This is a genomic window from Nonomuraea sp. NPDC049695 (genome assembly GCF_040674955.1).
In the GTDB taxonomy this organism is placed as follows: domain Bacteria; phylum Actinomycetota; class Actinomycetes; order Streptosporangiales; family Streptosporangiaceae; genus Nonomuraea; species Nonomuraea helvata.
Genome location: NZ_JBFANV010000013.1, coordinates 26010 through 43784, shown reverse-complemented (window position 1 = coordinate 43784; position 17775 = coordinate 26010). Strand labels below are relative to the sequence as shown.

The 17775-nt window shown below is 70.8% G+C and carries 16 protein-coding genes; 8 read left to right on the top strand and 8 right to left on the bottom strand.

What is annotated here, in order from left to right:
* Positions 1–162 precede the first annotated feature (162 nt).
* Positions 163–1242: an Ig-like domain-containing protein gene (locus AB0J64_RS14390; protein WP_364025898.1), complete on the top strand. Its 1080-nt coding sequence runs from the start codon at positions 163–165 to the stop codon at positions 1240–1242.
* Between the two features lie 224 nt (positions 1243–1466).
* Here AB0J64_RS14390 and trpD read toward each other — a convergent pair whose 3' ends face one another.
* Both trpD and AB0J64_RS14380 read right to left on the bottom strand, forming a co-directional pair.
* Entirely contained in the window at positions 1467–2513 is a 1047-nt protein-coding gene (gene trpD / locus AB0J64_RS14385) for an anthranilate phosphoribosyltransferase (RefSeq protein ID WP_364025895.1), read from the bottom strand.
* 6 nt (positions 2514–2519) lie between these two features.
* Positions 2520–2918, bottom strand: a complete 399-nt coding sequence (locus AB0J64_RS14380; protein WP_344987638.1) for a hypothetical protein — start codon at positions 2916–2918, stop codon at positions 2520–2522.
* A 210-nt stretch (positions 2919–3128) separates the two neighbouring features.
* Here AB0J64_RS14380 and AB0J64_RS14375 point away from each other — a divergent pair, with 210 nt between their 5' ends.
* The 4 genes from AB0J64_RS14375 to AB0J64_RS14360 are packed head-to-tail and all read left to right on the top strand — an operon-like array spanning position 3129 to position 7368.
* Positions 3129–3782: a heme-copper oxidase subunit III gene (locus AB0J64_RS14375; RefSeq protein ID WP_344985347.1), complete on the top strand. Its 654-nt coding sequence runs from the start codon at positions 3129–3131 to the stop codon at positions 3780–3782.
* 15 nt (positions 3783–3797) lie between these two features.
* Complete coding sequence (locus AB0J64_RS14370; RefSeq protein WP_364025891.1) at positions 3798–4607, top strand: c-type cytochrome; 810 nt, start codon at positions 3798–3800, stop codon at positions 4605–4607.
* Positions 4604–5716, top strand: a complete 1113-nt coding sequence (locus AB0J64_RS14365) for a Rieske 2Fe-2S domain-containing protein (RefSeq protein ID WP_364025888.1) — start codon at positions 4604–4606, stop codon at positions 5714–5716. Before AB0J64_RS14370 ends, AB0J64_RS14365 begins: the two co-directional genes overlap by 4 nt.
* On the top strand, positions 5713–7368 hold the full coding sequence (locus tag AB0J64_RS14360) for a ubiquinol-cytochrome c reductase cytochrome b subunit (RefSeq protein WP_364025885.1): 1656 nt from the start codon (positions 5713–5715) through the stop codon (positions 7366–7368). The genes AB0J64_RS14365 and AB0J64_RS14360 overlap by 4 nt, the downstream gene beginning before the upstream one ends.
* Before the next feature lie 250 nt (positions 7369–7618).
* Here the strand turns inward: AB0J64_RS14360 and AB0J64_RS14355 are convergent, their stop codons facing one another.
* Positions 7619–7906 (bottom strand): Lrp/AsnC ligand binding domain-containing protein, encoded by a 288-nt coding sequence (locus AB0J64_RS14355; RefSeq protein WP_344985341.1) that lies wholly within the window; start codon positions 7904–7906, stop codon positions 7619–7621.
* Between the two features lie 17 nt (positions 7907–7923).
* Positions 7924–9648, bottom strand: a complete 1725-nt coding sequence (locus AB0J64_RS14350; RefSeq protein WP_364025882.1) for a DEDD exonuclease domain-containing protein — start codon at positions 9646–9648, stop codon at positions 7924–7926.
* A gap of 75 nt (positions 9649–9723) precedes the next feature.
* On the opposite strand from AB0J64_RS14350, the gene AB0J64_RS14345 reads away from it, so the two are divergent.
* The 3 genes from AB0J64_RS14345 (at position 9724) to AB0J64_RS14335 (ending at position 14284) form a co-directional block, all read left to right on the top strand.
* Complete coding sequence (locus AB0J64_RS14345) at positions 9724–11220, top strand: serine/threonine-protein kinase (RefSeq protein ID WP_364025879.1); 1497 nt, start codon at positions 9724–9726, stop codon at positions 11218–11220.
* Complete coding sequence (locus tag AB0J64_RS14340) at positions 11210–12646, top strand: serine/threonine-protein kinase (protein WP_364025876.1); 1437 nt, start codon at positions 11210–11212, stop codon at positions 12644–12646. The genes AB0J64_RS14345 and AB0J64_RS14340 overlap by 11 nt, the downstream gene beginning before the upstream one ends.
* Positions 12647–12733: 87 nt before the next feature.
* A complete protein-coding gene (locus AB0J64_RS14335; protein ID WP_364025873.1) occupies positions 12734–14284 on the top strand; it encodes a hypothetical protein in 1551 nt (516 codons plus the stop codon).
* Between the two features lie 684 nt (positions 14285–14968).
* Here AB0J64_RS14335 and AB0J64_RS14330 read toward each other — a convergent pair.
* The 4 genes from AB0J64_RS14330 to AB0J64_RS14315 all read right to left on the bottom strand — a co-directional run bounded on the left by AB0J64_RS14330 (position 14969) and on the right by AB0J64_RS14315 (position 17735).
* Positions 14969–15217 carry an ATP-binding cassette domain-containing protein gene (locus AB0J64_RS14330; RefSeq protein WP_364025870.1) on the bottom strand — a complete coding sequence of 83 codons (249 nt, stop codon included), beginning with the start codon at positions 15215–15217 and terminating at the stop codon, positions 14969–14971.
* Positions 15218–15376: 159 nt separating this feature from the next.
* Entirely contained in the window at positions 15377–17014 is a 1638-nt protein-coding gene (locus tag AB0J64_RS14325) for a PH domain-containing protein (RefSeq protein ID WP_364025867.1), read from the bottom strand.
* Entirely contained in the window at positions 17011–17511 is a 501-nt protein-coding gene (locus tag AB0J64_RS14320; RefSeq protein ID WP_364025864.1) for a PH domain-containing protein, read from the bottom strand. Before AB0J64_RS14320 ends, AB0J64_RS14325 begins: the two co-directional genes overlap by 4 nt.
* On the bottom strand, positions 17508–17735 hold the full coding sequence (locus AB0J64_RS14315; protein WP_364025861.1) for a hypothetical protein: 228 nt from the start codon (positions 17733–17735) through the stop codon (positions 17508–17510). The genes AB0J64_RS14320 and AB0J64_RS14315 overlap by 4 nt, the downstream gene beginning before the upstream one ends.
* Between the last annotated feature and the right edge of the window lie 40 nt (positions 17736–17775).

The window sequence follows — 17775 nt, the reverse complement described above, 5'->3', positions numbered from 1 at the left end:
GAGGGGGAAGCGGTTCGATCGCGGACGAGGGAGTCACTCGTGGGGCACGTAGCGAAGGGATCGGCCGGGCTGTTGGCGCTGGCACTGCTGTCTGCTTGCTCCGCAGGCAGCACATCCAAACCTGCCGGCGTGGCCATGGCCGGAGGGGCGTCGGGGCCCTCTGTGACGTTCTCTCCGCAGGACAAGACCGCGAATGTACCCACAGACCAGCCTGTGGTGGTCGCGGCCCGTACGGGCACGCTCAGGAGCGTACGGGTGGACGGAGGCAAGTCCGGTCCGCTGGAGGGCGTGCTCAGCGTCGACGGGACCCGCTGGCGCAGCAACGTCACCGCCAGGCCCAGCACGCAGTACACGGTCACCGCCGTCACCGTGGACGGCGCGGGCAAGCAGAGCGAGACCACGAGCACGTTCACGACGGTCAAGGGCAACAAGACGTTCGACATCAAGACGATCACCCCGAACAAGGACGACACCGGGCTGACGGTCGGGGTCGGCATGCCGATCATGATCGCCTTCGACCAGCCCGTCGCCGACCGGGTGTCCGTCGAGCGCAACCTCACCGTCCGCAGCTCCAAGCCGGTGGAGGGGGCCTGGCACTGGTTCGACGACAGCCACGTGGACTTCCGGCCGGAGAAGTACTGGCCGGCGCACACGAAGGTGCAGGTGGAGGCGAAGCTGGCCGGCGTGCGCGGAGGGCCCGGCCTGTACGGCAAACGCGACGTACGGCTCGACTTCAAGATCGGTCGCGAGCAGATCACCAAGGGCAGCACCGACGAGCACTTCCTGATCGTCCGGCGGGACGGCAAGAAGATCCGCGAGATACCGATGAGCGCGGGGCAGGGCGACGCGTGGAACCACTACACGACCTCGGGCATCCACCTGGCGATGTCGCGCGAGCCCGTCACGGTCATGACCTCGCCCGACGCCGGGCCGGGGCAGGCCGGGTACTACCAGCTGACGGTCTACAACACCGTCCGCATCTCCAACAGCGGCGAGTACGTGCACAGCGCCCCCTGGTCGGTGGGCTCGCAGGGGAACTCGAACGTCAGCCACGGCTGCGTGAACGTCAGCCCGGAGAACGCCATCTGGTTCCTCAGGAACACCTTGATCGGGGATCCGATCATCATCACGGGGTCGCCACGGAAGCTGGAGCCCACGAACGGGTGGGGGCACTGGCAGGAGAAGTGGAAGGACTGGCTCAAGTGGAGCGTGCTGAAGGACGGCCCGACCATCACGTTCTGATGCCGGTTCCATAACGCCGCCGACCGCCGCCACTGCCGCCTGGCCGCCATCCGCCCCAAGGGCGTGCGGCTCGCTGCCTGGGCGGTCAAGGAGGGCACGGCCGGGTCTACCGCAGTCCAGGGCGCCCGACGCCCGGAAGACGGTGCCTGAGGGCCGTGGAGGGGGCGCCGTACAGGGGGATGGCCGAGCGCGCCGCCGACAGGGGCGCGCTCGGAGGTGTGCCGTCAGGCGCGGGCGAAGGCGGCGCTGGCCTCGATCCAGCGGTCGAGGGTGGCGGCGGCCGCGCCCGAGTCGACGGCCTCGGCCGCGCGGGCGTAGCCGCCGGTCATGGCCGCGTCGAGGTCGTCGCCGGGGCCGTCGAGCGCCACCAGGGCCGCGGCGGCGTTCAGCAGGACGGCGTCGCGCACCGGACCCGTCTTGCCCTGCAGCAGATCGCGTACGGCCTGCGCGTTGAACGTCACGTCGCCGCCCCGCAGCGCGCCCACGTCGGCGCGCGGGATGCCGAGGACCGTCGGGTCGAAGGTGGCCTGCGTGGCCGTGCCCTCCTTGACCACCCAGACCGTCGAGGTGCCCGCGATGGTCAGCTCGTCGAGCCCGTCGTCGCCGCGGAACACCAGGGCCGAGACGCCGCGCTCGGCGAAGACGCCGGCCAGCACGGGCAGCATGCGCGGGTCGAAGACGCCGATGGCCTGGGCGGCGGGGCGGGCCGGGTTGGTGAGCGGGCCGAGGAAGTTGAAGATCGTGGGAACGCCGATCTCCTTGCGCGTCGGCCCGGCGAAGCGGAGCGCGGGGTGGTAGACCGGGGCGAAGCAGAACGCGATGCCCGCCTCGCGCGCCACCCGCGCCGTCTGCTCGGGCGTGAGGTCGAGCCGGATCCCCAGGTGCTCCAGGACGTCGGCGGCGCCGCACGAGGACGAGGCCGCGCGGTTGCCGTGCTTGACCACCCGGGCGCCCGCGGCGGCGGTCACGATGGCGGCCATCGTGGAGACGTTGACGGTGTGGGCGCGGTCGCCTCCCGTGCCGACGATGTCGACCACGGGCCCCTCCACGCTCAGCGGCGTGGCCAGCTCCAGCATGGTGCGGGCCAGGCCCACCACCTCGGCCACCGTCTCGCCCTTGGCCCGCAGCGCGACCACGAACCCCGCGATCTGCGACGGCGTCGCGGCGCCGGACATGATCTCCCGCATCGCCCAGGCCGACTCGTCGGAGGTGAGGTGCTCGCCGGACAGGAGGGCGGAGAGCAGGGTGGGCCAGGTCGTCCGGGAGTCCATGGGCACCTACTTGGCGTTGAGTCGGGTGGAGGAGCGGCGGCGCATCAGGTCGGCCACCGTGTCGGCGAGGACCATGGGCTCCAGCGGCTGCGGCACCACGGCGTCGGCCTTGGACCACGCGGCCAGCCAGCGGTCGTCGCGCCTGGCGATGAGCAGGCAGATGGGCGGGCAGTCGTAGACCTCGTCCTTGGCCTGGCGGGAGATGCCCATGCCGCCCGCGGGCTGCGTCTCGCCGTCGAGGACGGCCACGTCGATCTCGCCGGAGCCGAGCCACTGGTGGACCTTGGGCTCGGTGGCGCACTCCACGATCTCGACGAAGGGCACGTCGGCCGCCGGGCGCCTGCCGATGGCCTGGCTCACCTCAGCCCTGGTGGCGGCGTCGTCGCTGTAGACGAGGACCCTCATCGTGTCGGCGGTGCTCCCGGTGGACGTCACTGTCGCGCTCACTATCCCTTGTAGCGGTATGGTCACCTCGGATGCTACCGGTGCGCCGGTGTGCATTCCCAGGCCACCGTGCCTGACAGGGGGTTTTGGGGCGATTTTCCCAGGTTGCTTCCCGGTTTGCACCTGCTAACCGGGGGGTCGTGCGCGGGACCGACCACTGAAGCCGCAATAATGCTGCCCGTGGCGACAGCATCCGCAATAACTTCGACGACGACAGCACAGTCGTACCGCCGACCCAATCTGGTCAGCGTCGGTACGATCGTCTGGCTGTCCTCCGAGCTCATGTTCTTCGCGGCGCTGTTCGCGATGTACTTCACCATCCGGTCGGTGAGCGAGGGCAACGGCCTCGTCTGGGGGCCCGCGCTGCACAAGGCGGGCCTCGAGGTCGCTGAGGGCGCTCACCTGAACATCCCGTTCGCGACGGCCAACACGATCATCCTGGTTCTGTCGAGTGTGACGTGCCAGCTCGGTGTGTGGGCCGCAGAGAAGGGGCAGGTCCAAAAGCTCCGCTTCTGGTACATCGTCAGCTTCCTCATGGGCGCGGTCTTCGTGGCCGGGCAGCTGTACGAGTACGGCGAGCTGGCGTCAGAGGGCGCGACCCTGTCCGCTAACGCCTACACCTCGGTGTTCTACCTGACGACGGGCTTCCATGGCCTGCACGTGACCGGTGGCCTTTTCGCGTTCCTGTTCATGCTGGGACGCACGTACGCCGCGAAGCGCTTCACGCATGAGCAGGCCACCAGCGCGATCGTCGTGTCTTACTACTGGCACTTCGTAGACGTCGTCTGGATTGGTCTCTTCTCGACCATCTACATCATTCGTTAAGGAACGGGATCTCTAGTGACTAGGATCACCGCTTGGCGGCGGCATCCCCTCGCGAGATATGCCGTCCTGATTTTGGCGTTGGCGCTGGTCGGGATGGTATACGCCGCCTTTGTCCAGGCGGGTAAGCCTGCCGACGCGGCACTGGCGTCCGGCAAGGTCGATGACGTGGCCGAGGGCAGGAGCCTGTTCGTTCAGCACTGCTCCAGCTGCCACGGCATGAACGCGCAGGGCACCTCGACGGCGCCCACGCTCGTCGGCGTCGGCGCTGCGGCCGTCGACTTCCAGATGAGCACCGGCCGCATGCCCGCCGCCAACCCCGGCCCGCAGGCTCCGCGCAAGCCGCTGGCCCCCTGGGTCGACGAGACGAAGATCAGGCAGATCGGCGCCTACGTCCAGTCCCTCGGCGGCGGCCCGCAGGTCCCCGCCTCGGAGCAGGTCGACGCCAAGCTCGGCGACGCGGGCAAGGGCGGCGAGCTGTTCCGCGCCAACTGCATCCAGTGTCACAACTGGGCCGGCGCCGGCGGCGCCCTCACGCAGGGCAAGTACGCGCCCAACCTCAACTCGGCGACCCCCACGCAGATCTACGAGGCGATGGTCACCGGCCCGCAGGCGATGCCGGTCTTCAACGACTCGACGATCACGCCTGAAGAGAAGCGCAGCATGATCGCCTACATCACCCAGGTCCGCGAGCAGAAGGACCCGGGCGGTTTCGGCCTGGGGCGCATCGGCCCGGTCACCGAGGGTCTCGTAGCGTGGATCGCGGGCCTGAGCGTCCTCGCACTCGCCGCCATCTGGATCACCGCGAAGAAGCGACAGAAGTCATGACAGAGAACGAGCACGAGATCGAGCAGCCCGATGAGCGCGTTCCCAAGCGCGTCATCGGCACCCCCGCGCCGGGCACCTCGATGCTCGGCACCGTCGAAGCGGCGGACGTCGAGAGGGAAGTCCCGGGCGTCACGCTGCCCGATGAGAGCAAGGCCCGCAAGGCCGAGAAGATCGTGGCGCTCTGCTTCACGATCACGTTCCTCGCGGGCATCGCGTTCATCATCTCCTACGTGGTCTTCCAGGTCGGCAGCCCCGAGAAGACCGGAGTGTCCAACTTCGCGCTGGGCAGCACGCTGACGCTGGCGGTCCTGGGGCTGGCGGTCGGCATCGTGATCTGGGTCCGCCAGATCATGCCGAAGTACTCCCTGGTCCAGGAGCGCCACGTGATGGCCTCCGAGGAGGACGACCGCGAGGTCGTGGCCGACACGTTCGTCCAGGGCGCCAACGAGAGCGGCTTCGTCAAGCGCAAGCTGCTGCGCCGCACGCTGCTGCTGGCCGCCGCGCCGCTCGGCCTGGTGCCGCTGGTGCTGCTGCGCGACCTCGACAACAGCAAGATGCCCGGCGCCAAGTTCAACAAGATGCTGCGCCACACGGTCTGGGGAGAGAAGACGAAGGACGGCAAGCCGCTCAGGCTCGTCGTCGAGGGCACCGGCCAGCCGATCCGGGCCGCCGACTTCAACTCGCCCGGCGGCATCCTGTCGGTCGTCCCCGAGGGCTACCAGCACGACCTCAACGCCCTCGCCAAGGCCACGCTGATCCTGATCAAGTTCCGCCCGGAGGAGATCAAGAGCGGCGTCCGGCAGAACTGGACGCACGACGGCATCGTGGCGTACTCCAAGATCTGCACGCACGTGGGCTGCCCTGCCGCCCTCTACGAGCAGACCACCCACCACATTCTCTGCCCCTGCCACCAGTCGACGTTCGACGCGGCAGACGGTGCCAAGGTCATCTTCGGCCCGGCCGCCCGGCCGCTGCCGCAGCTGCCCATCACCGTCGACTCCGAGGGCTACCTCATCGCCAAGGGAGACTTCGAGGTGCCGGTCGGCCCCAGCTACTGGGAACGCGGTGACGCCGAGCGGGCGGCCAGGGAGAAGGGAGGCCAGGCATGAGTGAGCTCAATGCCGTTCCCAAGGGCATCGCGGGGCCGTCGACGTTCCTCGACGACCGCCTCGGCGGGGCCAACTTCCTCAAGCGCAACCTGCGCAAGATCTTCCCGGACCACTGGTCGTTCCTGCTGGGTGAGATCGCGCTCTACTCGTTCGTCATCCTGCTGCTGACCGGTACGTTCCTGACGTTCTGGTTCAAGCCGAGCATGATGGAAGTCGCCTACGACGGCTCGTACGCGCCGCTCAAGGGCGTGATGATGTCGGAGGCCTACGCGTCGTCGCTGGAGATCAGCTTCGACGTCCGGGGTGGTCTGCTGATCCGGCAGATGCACCACTGGGCGGCCCTGATGTTCGTGGCCGGCATGATGGTCCACATGCTGCGGGTGTTCTTCACGGGCGCCTACCGCAAGCCGCGCGAGCTCAACTGGATCATCGGCGTACTGCTGCTGACGCTGGCGCTCGCCGAGGGCCTGACCGGCTACTCGCTCCCCGACGACCTGCTGTCCGGCGCCGGTCTGCGGATCACCGAGGGTGTGGCGATCTCGCTGCCGCTGGTCGGTACGTACATCACGTTCTTCCTGTTCGGCGGGGAATATCCGGGTGAGGCGGTCATCTCCCGGTTCTACTCGCTGCACATCCTGCTCATCCCGGGCATCCTGCTGGCGCTGATCTCGGCGCACATGGTGCTCATGTGGGTGCAGAAGCACACCCAGATGCCGGGCAAGGGACGCGACAACAAGAACGTGGTGGGCGCGCCGTTCTACCCGGCCTTCATGGCCAAGGCGGGGGCGTACTTCCTGTTCACGCTCGCCACGGTGGCGGGGCTGGCGACGTTCACCCAGATCAACCCGATCTGGTTGTTCGGCCCCTACACGCCCGCCGACATCTCGGCCGGTTCGCAGCCCGACTTCTACATGGGCTTCCTCGAGGGCGCGCTGCGCATCATGGTGCCGTGGGAGATCAACCTCTTCGGCACCTCCCATGCGGGCACCCTGCCGTTGAGCGTGATCATCCCGGCTCTGGTGCCGATGGGCATCATCATGACCGGGCTCGCGCTCTATCCGTTCCTCGAACGCTGGGTGACGGGCGACCACCGCGAGCACCACATCGCCGACCGCCCGCGCAACAACCCGCACCGCACCTCGATCGGCATGGCGGCCATCACGTTCTACGGCGTGCTCTGGCTGCTCGGCGCCAACGACGAGATCTCGGCGAACTTCCACGTCAGCCTCAACTGGACGACCTACGCCGGCCGGGTGCTGATCTTCGTGGCGCCGGCGCTGGCGTACCTGATCACCTACCGCATGTGCCTCGGCCTGCAGCGCTCCGACGCCGCGGTCGTCTCGCACGGCGTGGAGTCCGGCGTCATCAAGCGGCTTCCGCACGGTGAGTTCATCGAGGTCCACACGGTGCAGGCGGACGACATCGAGGCTCACGTGCGCGGCAAGGAGCCGGTGGCGATGCTGCCGGTGGCCGAGGACGCCGCGGGCATCCCGCCGAAGGGCATGCGCGGCCCGCTCGGCAAGCTGCGCGCTCGCATGTCGAAGGCGTACGGCGGGGAGAAGATCCCGCTGGACGACGGGCACGGGCACGGGCACGAGGAGGAGCACGCCGCCATCGGCACCGGTGGCGACGACCATAGTCTGACTCATTGATGCTCTTCGGAAATCGGGCCCGGACGGATCTCTCCGTCCGGGCCCTCTTTCTGTCTGGTGGTCTTTTACGGCTGCGCCGGGTTGCCCGCACGCGCCGTAGACCGATGCCGCCTGTCATGGCCGGTCGTGAAGGCTCACGGGTCGCTCGCCGTGACGACGCGCATTCTTGGCCTGCTCCGTGGTCGAACGCCACCGCGACGTCCTCGGAAGGACGGCAGCCCGCGCGCGCGGTGAGAGGGCGGGAGGCGGGTCAGTCGGCCTCGGGGAAGCCGATCGAGAAGGCGGCGTCCAGGTCGTGCTTGGAGTACGCGCGGAACGCGATGTGCGTCTCCGTGTGCAGCACCCCGGCGACCTTGTTGATCCGCCCGGGCACCACCTCGGCGATCTCCTCATAGGCGGCCACCCGCACCATCGCCAGCAGGTCGTAGTCGCCGGTGATGGAGTAGACCTCGCTGACCCCTTCGATCTCGGCGATCGTCTGGGCGACCTCCGGGATCCGGTCTACCTCTGCATTGATGTGGACGATAGCCGTGACCATGGATCAACTCTATCGTTTCACCTCAGGGGCCGCCCCTCCCGGTTGCGCCCCTGATCGAGGTGCCGGTACGCCAGGTCGATGCGGGCCTTGTGGCGGGCGGCGCCCCAGGCGGGCAGGCTCCACTCGCCGTCCACCTCCACCAGCCGGACCCCGGGCGACTCCAGCCAGCGCAGGATGCACTCGGTCTCCTCGGCGCTCGCGGCGTGGACCGGGCCGGGCCCCGGGATGACGGCCTCGGCGGTGGCCGTCAGGGAGGCCACGAAAGGGGTCGGATGGGCGCCCTTGGGCATGACCCCGGCCGCCGCGAGCCGCCCGTACCGGATGACGTGGATGTCCCAGCCGCCGCCGAAGGCCGGGCTGGCGGCCACTAACTGCGGGATGCGCGTGATGGCGCTCAGGCGCTGCATGCGGGCCGCCGTGCGGACGAAGGAGGCCAGCCGGTCGCGGTCGACCGACGCCTCCTCGTAGCGCTGCTCCACCGACAGCCGCTCCATGCGGGCCGACACGGCGGTGAAGACGAGCGAGGCGTCGAGCGTCATGGCCCGGCGCGCGCTCTCCACGTGGAGCGCGTATTCCTCCTGGCTCTCCTTGCCCGCGCAGGGCGCGCCACAGCGGCCCATCTCGTGCAGCACGCAGGCCGCCCGCTGGGTGCGCAGCGAGACCGGCTGGGTGCACTGGCGCAGCGGGACCGCCTCGTGCAGGGCGATGCGGGCGTCGTCGGCCAGGCGGGCGCTGGTGAAGGGGCCGAGGTAGGTGGCCCCGTCATCCTTGACCTCGCGGACGATCGACAGGCGCGGGAACACCTCGGTGGTCAGCTTGAGCCAGAGCACCTTCTCGGGGAAGCGGGAGCGGCGGTTGTAGCGGGGCTTGGCGCCGCCGATCAGGCGCAGCTCCCTGACCTCCGCCTCCAGGGCGGTCGAGCAGACGATGTGGCGCACCCGCTCGGCGATGCCGATCATCTCGCGGATGCGCGGGCGGGTCTCGCTCGCCGTGAAGTAGGAGCGTACGCGGTTGCGCAGGTTGGTGCTCTTGCCGATGTAGAGCACCTCGCCGCGCTCGTCCTCGAAGAAGTAGACCCCGGGGGCGTGCGGGACGGACTCGGCCAGGTGGCGCTTGCGCTGCTGCTCGGGCGTGGGGGCGCGGACGAACGACTTGAGCTCTTCGAGCGTGTGCACCTGGAACGACCCGGCCCGCTCGATCAGCCCGTGGAGCACCTCGACGGTGGCCCTGGCGTCCTCCAGGGCGCGGTGGCACGGCTCGGTGGCGGTGCGGAAGAACCTGGCCAGCGTCGCCAGCTTGGCGTTGGGCACCTCGTCGCGGGTCAGCACCCGGCGGGCCAGGTCGACGGTGTCGACGACCGGATTGGCGGGCGGGGGATAGCCGTGGGCGGCGCAGGCGGCCTTGACGAAGCGCGTGTCGAAGCCGGCGTTGTGGGCCACCAGCGTGGCCCCGCGGATGAACTCGAGAAAGCTCGGCAGCACCGCCTCGATCCGCGGCGCCGCCATGACCATGGCGTCGGTGATGCCGGTCAGCACGGAGATGAACGGCGGGATCGGCCCGCCGGGGTCGACCAGCGTGGAGAACTCGCCGAGCACCTCGCCCGCCCGCACCTTGACCGCGCCGATCTCGGTGATGGCGTCGTCGGACGGGGCGCCGCCGGTGGTCTCGAGGTCGAACACGACGAACGTGACGTCGCTCAGCGGAGTGCCGAGCTCGTCGAGAGTGCCTTGAACCGCGTCCACGATCCAAGACCATAGAGAGGGGGACCGACAGGAACGAATAACCATCCCTCTTGATCCTTAGTTACCCTTCCGTGTATGTCCGCGGGAAGACTTGCCGGCCGCTATGCCCTGATGCGCCCTCTAGGCGCGGGTGGCATGGGAAAGGTGTGGCTGGCCAGGGATGAGATGCTTGACCGCGATGTCGCGGTCAAGGAGCTCACGCTGGCCGAGGGCATGTCGCCCAAGGAACGCTCCGACTCGGTGAAGCGGGCCGTGCGCGAGGCGCAGGCCACCGCGCGCCTGCGCCATCCCGGCATCGTGGCGCTGCACGACGTGGTCGTGGAGAACGATCGCCCTTGGCTGGTCATGGAGCTGCTACGGGGCCGCACGCTCGGCGAGACGGTGCGCGAGTTCGGACCCATGCCGGCTGATTATGCCGCGCGCGTCGGCGCCGACGTGCTGGAGGCGTTGATGGCGGCGCACGCGCAGGGGCTGCAGCACCGCGACGTCAAGCCGGGCAACGTGTTCGTGACCGAGAGCGGCCGGGTGGTGCTCACCGACTTCGGCATCGCCAGGCAGGAGGGCCAGGCCACGCTCACCGAGCAGGGCCTGATGATCGGCTCGCCGGGGTTCATCGCGCCCGAGCGGCTGGCCGGCGAGCCCGGCGGCCCGGCCAGCGACCTGTGGTCGCTCGGCGCCACGCTGTACGTCGCGCTGACGGGCGCGCCGGCCTACGAGGGGTCGGCGGGCCGGCGGGTGCGGGCGACGCTGACGGAGCCCGTACCGGTCGCTCCAGGGCCTCTCGGGCCGCTGCTGTCGGCCATGATGGCGCACCAGCCGGCCGCCCGCCCTGACCCGCGGGTGGTCGTGCAGGCGCTCAGGCAGGTGGCCGCGGGCGGCCAGGCGCCGCCGCTGCCGGTCAACCACGACGTCACCGCGCCGGGCAAGGTCGGCCGGCGCGGCGGCAGGGCCGCGCTCTGGATCGCGGCCGTGTCGGCGCTGGTCCTCGGCGCGGGCGGCACGACCGCCTTCCTCGTCCTGCGGGACCGGGCGGACGCGTTCACCGTGCCCATGGACGTGTGCACGCTGCTCACTCAGCAGGACGTGGGCAGGCTGCTGCGCATGCAGCAGCCGCCGAAGGGGCAGCCGAGCAGCGGCGACGAGGGCCCCAAGTGCGGCTGGCCGGTCACCAACACCGGGGTGGACCTGCAGGTGCAGAAGGACTCCGACACCGTCGACCCCTGGTCGATGACCGCGGCCTCGGCCCACACGCTCTTCGAGAGCCAGAAACGCTGGTGGACCAGGTACGACACCGTCGACTGGACCTGGCCAGAGATCGGCGTGAAGAACACGCAGCAGGCCAGGCGCACCCCGGTCCACCAGGTCACCGGCGTGGGCGAGGAGGCGTTCGGGTTCGAGCTGATGGGCTCCACCGGCCGCGTCCACACCGCGTACGTCTTCTACCGGCTGGCCAACCTGGTGGTCGCCGTCGACTACTCCACGCTCGCCGACAAGCCGACGGACGAGGAGATCAGGCAGACGGCGCTGAAGGCGGCGCAGGCGAGCGAGCAGGTGCTGCGCAATGCCCGATGAGCTCTACCTGCTGGCCGGCCGCTACCGCCTGATCGAGCGGCTCGGGCAGGGCGGCGCGGGCACGGTGTGGCGGGCCATCGACGAGATCCTCGACCGCCAGGTCGCGGTCAAGCAGGTACGCGTCCCGGAGGGGCTGACGCCGCCCCAGCGGGCCGAGTTCGCCGACATCGCGATCCACGAGGCCAGGTCGGCGGGCCGGCTGCGCGACCCGGCGATCGTGCTCGTGCACGACGTCGTCCTGGAGGGCGGCCAGCCGTGGATCATCATGGACCTGGTCACCGGCCGCTCGCTGGACAAGGTGATCAAGGAGCGGGGTCCGCTGCCGCCCGGCCACGTGGCCGCGATCGGGCTGCGGGTGCTCTCGGCGCTGGAGGCGGCCCACGCCCACGGCATGCTCCACCAGGACGTCAAGCCGGCGAACATCCTGCTCGACGCCGACGGCTCGGCCATGCTCACCGACTTCGGCATCGCGACGCAGATGGGCGGGCAGGGCGGCAGGTTCGGCTTCGCGGGCTCGCCCGGCTACATGGCTCCCGAGCGGCTCAACGAGGAGCCCGCCGGCCCGTCGTCCGACCTGTGGTCGCTCGGCGCCAGCCTCTACACCGCGGTGGAGGGGCGCGCGCCGTTCGAGCGGGAGCTGTCCGCGGCGGTCGCGGCGGCGGTGCTGCTGCACGAGCCGCCGTTCCCGACGAGAGCGGGCCGCGAGTTCGGCGGCCTGCTCATGGCCATGCTGAGGAAGGACCCGGCCGGCCGCCCCACGGCGGCCCAGGTCCGCCAGGCGCTCGGCGCCCTGGCGGGGCCCGCTCCGGTTCGCCACCGCCGGTGGTGGCCGGTGCCCGCGGTGCTCGCCGCGGTCGTGGCGCTGGGCGCGGGCGGCTGGTATGCCACGGGCGCGCTCAGGAGCGGGCCCGAGACGGGCAGGTTCGCGACGGCTCCCGATCCCTGCACGCTGCTCAGCGACGCCCAGGCCGCTCAGCTCGTGAAGGGCAAGCCCGAGCGCACGCTCACCAGGCCGGGGGAGTGCCAGTGGCTGCTCAGCCGGGGCTCGTTGAGCGACTATCGCCTCGTCGTACGCACCTGGGCGGAGCAGCCCGACGGCGGCCTCAGCGGCCCCCAGGTGGCGCAGCGCCGCTTCGCCAGCGAGAAGGCGAGCCGCGCCGCGGCGAAGGGCACGGTGCTGCGCGCCTCCCGCGGTCAGGTCAACGACCTTCCGGGCGTCGGGGAGGCGGCGATCACCCAGAACAACTTCAAGGCAGCCATGACCAGCAACACCGTGGGTTTCTCCGACACCACCGTGCTCTTCCGCATGAGCAACCTGCTCGGCGAGGTGGTCTGGCGGCGTGAGGACGTGCCGGTCACGAAGCCCGTGGACAAGGAGCCGGCTCTCGCCGCTGCCCGGCTGATCTCCGCGAAACTGGCCGAGTGAGCCAGTCAAGCGGCAGAACTGCAAGCGCGTTGCAAGGGGTGTGACTAGGCTGTTTCCCCGCAAGTCAGGGCAACCCCAGGAGTCCAGGTGAATCCCGGTAGCGAGTGGCAGCCGCCGACCACCCCTTACCAGGTGCCGGGAAGGCAGTTCGGGCCGCCGACCCAGCCCCCGACGCTGCCGCCGATGCCACCCCCGCCGCCGCCGCCACCGCCACCCGCGCCGCCGCGGCGGCCCGCCTGGCTGCTGCCCACGATCGCCGCCGCCCTCGTCGTACTGGTCGCGGCGGGCGGGGTGGGGGCCTACATCGTGGTCCAGAAGGTCTCCGGCACCTCCAAGCCGCCCACGGCCCGGAGCGCCGCGCCGTCGCAGGCCGCCCCCGCCGCGGCGGCGGGCCCCGACGTGTGCGCCATGCTGCCCAAGGAGGAGGCCGACCGCCTCGTGCCCGACGCGACCGTCTCCAAGCGGTCCGAGGACAACGACAACACGGTCGTCTTCACCTGCGACTGGATGAACCAGCGCATCTCGTTCGGCGAGTTCTGGCGTAGCAGGGAGATCGACGTACGGATCGAGCAGCACAAGGGCGACGGCGCCAAGACCGGCCGGGCCATGGCGCAGAACTCGTACGAGGTCGAATACCAGGGCGGCAAGTACAACGAGACCGCCAAGCCCTCGCTCGACCCCGACGAGAAGGAGTACATCTCGCCGCTCAAGGACATCCCGGGCGTCGGCGAGGGCGCGTTCGCGCAGTACACCTGGCGGCGGGACGAAAAGCTGCTGTGGTACTCCTACGGCGAGGCCCACGCCCGGGTCGGCGACATGACGATCCGGGTCAAGTTCCAGGCCGGGCAGCAGCGCAAGGACGCGCAGATCCTGTCCAACGACGGCACCAAGTCGATCAACGAGGAGAACGCCATCCGTGAGGTGAGCGGCCTGGTCGGGCAGTTCGCCAAGGGCGTGGCGGCCTGGCAGGCGCAGCATCCCGACGTGCTGGCCAAGCCGGAGCCGTCGAAGGCGACGACCACGCCGAGCGCGCGCCCGACGCCCTCGCCGACCGTGCTGGCGGCGTTCCCGGGCGACTGCGGCGCCGTGACCGAGGTGGCCACGCGGCTGGTGCCCAAGCCCACCACCCGGGCGCGCGGCACCGAGGTCGGCAACGACGCCCAGACCGAGTGCCGCTGGCTCAACCTCGACCTGCCCGGCGACGGCAAGGGCGTCAAGAAGATCCGCAGCGCGCTGATCACCGTGCACCGGTTCACCAACCGGGCGGGCGCGGCCGACCCAACCGCGGCCAAGGGCTTCTACGCCAACGAGTACGGCCGCAACAAGACCACGGAGAAGTCGTCGATGGGCGGCATCTCCTGGGGCAAGCTGATCGAGGTCAAGGGGCTGGGCGACGACGCGTACCAGCAGTTCGTCACGAACCGGCACAGCGACGTCTCCGCCTCCACCGGCACGGTGGTGATGCGCAAGGGCTCGGTCGTGGTCGTCATCGACTTCTCCGGCCACCAGCGGCCTGAGGGCGAGCCACAGAACTCGCCCAAGGTCCAGCTCATGCCCCAGAAGGAGGCGATGGACGGGGTGCTCACCCTGGCCAGGGCGTACCTGGCCCAGCTCACCAAGCAGCCGGCGGGCAGCTAGGCAGGGGCGTCGCGGAGGCGCTCCACGTGGATGCCACGCAGCAGCGCCTCCGACACCAGCACGACGGCCGGCAGGCTGATCAGCAGCGCGACGCCGACGACTGCCGCGACGGGCACGGCCGCGATCTCGTGCGGCAGCGGCGGCGTGACCGGGGGCTCGGCGAACTGCGGGATCCGCCCCAGTGCCGCCCAGTGCCGCCCTGGCCGCCAGGAGTCCGGCCAGCAGGCCCGCCAGGGTTCCCGCGGGGACCGTGATCACCTGTTCCGGTGCCCGGTCGTCCGGAGCACGACCTCGGCGTTCTGGGGCCGGTGAGTAGGCTCACCGGCTTATCCAGGGGATTCCCATCATCATGGCGGCTCAGGCGTGCGGGCGTTTCGGATTGTTGTCGACTCGGCGCGCCGGATCGCGCGGACGGCGTGTGCCCACACGCTGGTGCGTGGTGGGGTGGAGGAGCGGACGGGCGAGGCGGTGTCTGCGGGGGCGCCGGCCGAGCGGGTCGGCTGGTGCGACTTGGCCGCCGAGATCGACATTGCCGTGGTGACTGTCCCGGCCAGGAACACCTCCAAGCACTGCCCACACTGCCTGACACCACTGCGGCACCGCAAAGCCCCCGACACACCCGCCCTCGCAGGGTGGAAATGGGCCATCTGCCCGGGGTGTGGTTGGCTGGGATCGCCAAGCTGATCAGAGACGCTCAGCAGCCCGTACCTCGGCGCGCAGGTCCGGCTGCTCGTCCAGGGGCACGCCCCTGACCAGGACCCGCCCTGCGGCGGGCGGGAGGAGCCCGGCGAGCGTCGTCTTGCCTGATCCCGACGGCCCCATCAGTGCCACGCGCTCGGCCGGCGCCGGCTCGAGGGTGAGGTCTTCGATGATCGTACGCCCGCCCGCGCGGCAACTGAGGACTCGGCAGCCAAGCGCCGGTCCAGGCACCACGCGGGGACCATCACCCTGTGCGTTCACCCGCGTCAACAGTTAATGGAGCTGCAACTCGGTTGCAAGTGGCCCAAATACCGTTATGTCCTGCAAGACCTGAGCCGCGGGATCGGGTTTGTCCAGTACAGGGGCATGGGCAAGCCGGGGGGATCACGCGGCTCACTGGTTTTCCCACGCCTTTTCGCGGACCAGGAACGGCTCGAGCAGGCCTGGGACGGCTCGAGCCGCCAGCTCCAGGCCGTCGGCGCGGCCCACGTCCACCACGTCGTAGTGTCCCTCGCCCGCGGCGGTGACGGCGGAGACGGTGAGCAGGCCCGAGCGGCGCTGGAAGAACGACTCGCTGATCGTCCAGCCCGAGATGCCCTTGCGGTCGAGTGCGACGGTGTGCCGTACCACCGCGCCCTGCCTGGTGAGGAGATGACGGCCGCCCAGCGCGTGCCCGAGGCTCCTGGCGCCCTCCACGGCCGCCCACATCCCGAACGCCAGCGCCACCACCGGCACCGCCCAGACCGAGACCCGCACCCAGGACCACGGGACCAGCCAGGACACCGCCCCGGCGACCGCGGTCAGCACGCCGCCAGTCACCAGCGCCCGCACCACCCGCCTCCGCCTGGCCGCCGCCGGGTGCGCCGCCAACGCGCCCACACCCGCCCCGCTCGCGCCGCTTCTGGACACGTCCGGAGTATCGGCGATCTTGGCGGCAAGCTGCCAGGCCACGGCTCGGGGGAGTGGCGGGGTGAGGGCGGCGACGTCCTCCGTCTCGTTCTCCGCCGCCTTGCCGAGCCCGGTGGCGATGGTCTTGACGCGCGCCCCGCCGCCCAGCCGGAGCAGCAGCGGCTCGCTGATCTCCACGCCGCGCAGCCGGCGCTCCTCCAGCGTCAGGGAACGCGTGGTCAGCAGGCCGCGGCGGAGCCGGAGCCGGCCTGGCTCGCGTTCGAGCCGGTAACGGCCCCACGACTCGGCGAACAGCAGGACGGCGCCGAGGGCGCCGGCGGCCGCGTTCACGGCGAGGAGCAGCGGGACCGCCACCAGCGGCCGTGCCGCCACCCAGTCCCACAGGCCGGTCGCCGCCCGGGTGATGACGCCCTCGCTCCCGAACTGGTCGAGTGCCTTGTAGAGGCCCCCGAGCACCAGCGCGGTCCCGGCGAACGTCCACACCGACAGCGGCGCGTACCTGATCCACGACCAGCGCAGCTCCACCAGCGGCCCGTCGCCGGGAGCGGGTTCCTCGCCCTGGCGCAGCAGAGCACGGCGCAGGGACTCCGCCTCGTGCCTGGTCAGCGGGTCGAGCTTCAGGTCGGTGCCCTCGGCCGAGTGCTCACCGGTGCCGACCTTGACCACGGTCAGGCCGAAGAACCGCAGCGCCGGATCGGCCCTCAGGTCCACGCTGCGTACCCGGTCGAGGGGGATCGAGCGGTGCTGGCGCACGGTGATGCCCGAGCGCAGTTCGAGGCGTTCGGGGGTGAGCCGCCAGCGGGTGGTGCGGAGCCTGGCCGCGTCGTACGCCACCACGGCGGCAACGACCAGCACCGCGGCCGCCGCGCAGACCGCCACGACGCCGCCGGTCGGCCAGTCCTCGCCGACGAGGAAGCGCACCAGCGCCGCCACCACCCCCGCCACGATCGCCAGCGACTTCACCCCGGACGCCCACAGGCTCCGCCCGGCCAGCCGCCGCCAGCTCCCGCCGCCGCCCGCCCTGCCGTCAAGGGACGCCCCGCCGTCAAGGGACGCCCTGTACGCGCCGCGCCCGTCGGCCTCGTACGCGCCGCGCCCGTCGCCGGTGTGAGAGGCGTTCACGTCGCATCCCCCGGCGTCGCCTGCGTGATGGCGGTCAGGCGTTCGGCCAGCTCGGCCGCCATCTCGTGGTCCAGCGCCTCGATCTTGACGGCCCCCGCCGACGAGGCGGTGGTCACCGTGATGTCGGCCAGCCCGAACAGTCGCTGCACCGGCCCCCGCGCGGTGTCGACCCGTTGGATCCGCGACATCGGCGCCACCCGCCAGGTGTGGGTCAGCCACCCCTTGCGCGTGTAGACCGCCTGGTCGGTGACCTCCCACCGCTCCACCCGGTAGTAGGCGCGCGGCGCCACGAGCGCCAGCAGCACGCACCCCGCGGCGAAGACCCCCACGCACGCGCCCAGCCAGACCGGCCGCGAGGTGAAGATCCAGTACGCCGCCACCGCCGCGACCGCCACCGGCACCAGGATGATCAGCCACTGCACCGTCCACCAGGCGACCGCCCGCGGATCGGCCTGGTGACGCGGCGGGCGCAGCCCCACCTGCGCGACCCCGGTCATCGTCCGCCCTCCGCCTTCTTCATGGAGTCGGCCACGGCCAGCAGCGCCAGCCCGAGCACCCCGATCACGATGGCCGCGAACACCTCGTACCCCTCCAGGAACGGCAGCCGGTTGACCACGAGCAGTCCGTGCGCCCACCGCCACCATCCGAACAGGGTGTTCAGCAGGCCGCCCAGACCTTGCAGGAGCAGCAGCCAGCCGAGCACCGTCAGTAGAGCCTTCATGGGTCCCAAGCGTCGCCGCCGAGGCGCGGGCACGGCGTCG

Excerpts from the sequence above, each read along its gene's own strand:
- trpD (WP_364025895.1), bottom strand. The coding sequence starts at position 2,513 with ATGGACTCCCGGACGACCTGGCCCACCCTGCTCTCCGCCCTCCTGTCC.
- AB0J64_RS14380 (WP_344987638.1), bottom strand. The coding sequence starts at position 2,918 with ATGAGGGTCCTCGTCTACAGCGACGACGCCGCCACCAGGGCTGAGGTG.
- AB0J64_RS14375 (WP_344985347.1), top strand. The coding sequence starts at position 3,129 with ATGCTGCCCGTGGCGACAGCATCCGCAATAACTTCGACGACGACAGCA.
- AB0J64_RS14365 (WP_364025888.1), top strand. The coding sequence starts at position 4,604 with ATGACAGAGAACGAGCACGAGATCGAGCAGCCCGATGAGCGCGTTCCC.
- AB0J64_RS14360 (WP_364025885.1), top strand. The coding sequence starts at position 5,713 with ATGAGTGAGCTCAATGCCGTTCCCAAGGGCATCGCGGGGCCGTCGACG.
- AB0J64_RS14355 (WP_344985341.1), bottom strand. The coding sequence starts at position 7,906 with ATGGTCACGGCTATCGTCCACATCAATGCAGAGGTAGACCGGATCCCG.
- AB0J64_RS14345 (WP_364025879.1), top strand. The coding sequence starts at position 9,724 with ATGTCCGCGGGAAGACTTGCCGGCCGCTATGCCCTGATGCGCCCTCTA.
- AB0J64_RS14340 (WP_364025876.1), top strand. The coding sequence starts at position 11,210 with ATGCCCGATGAGCTCTACCTGCTGGCCGGCCGCTACCGCCTGATCGAG.
- AB0J64_RS14320 (WP_364025864.1), bottom strand. The coding sequence starts at position 17,511 with ATGACCGGGGTCGCGCAGGTGGGGCTGCGCCCGCCGCGTCACCAGGCC.
- AB0J64_RS14315 (WP_364025861.1), bottom strand. The coding sequence starts at position 17,735 with ATGAAGGCTCTACTGACGGTGCTCGGCTGGCTGCTGCTCCTGCAAGGT.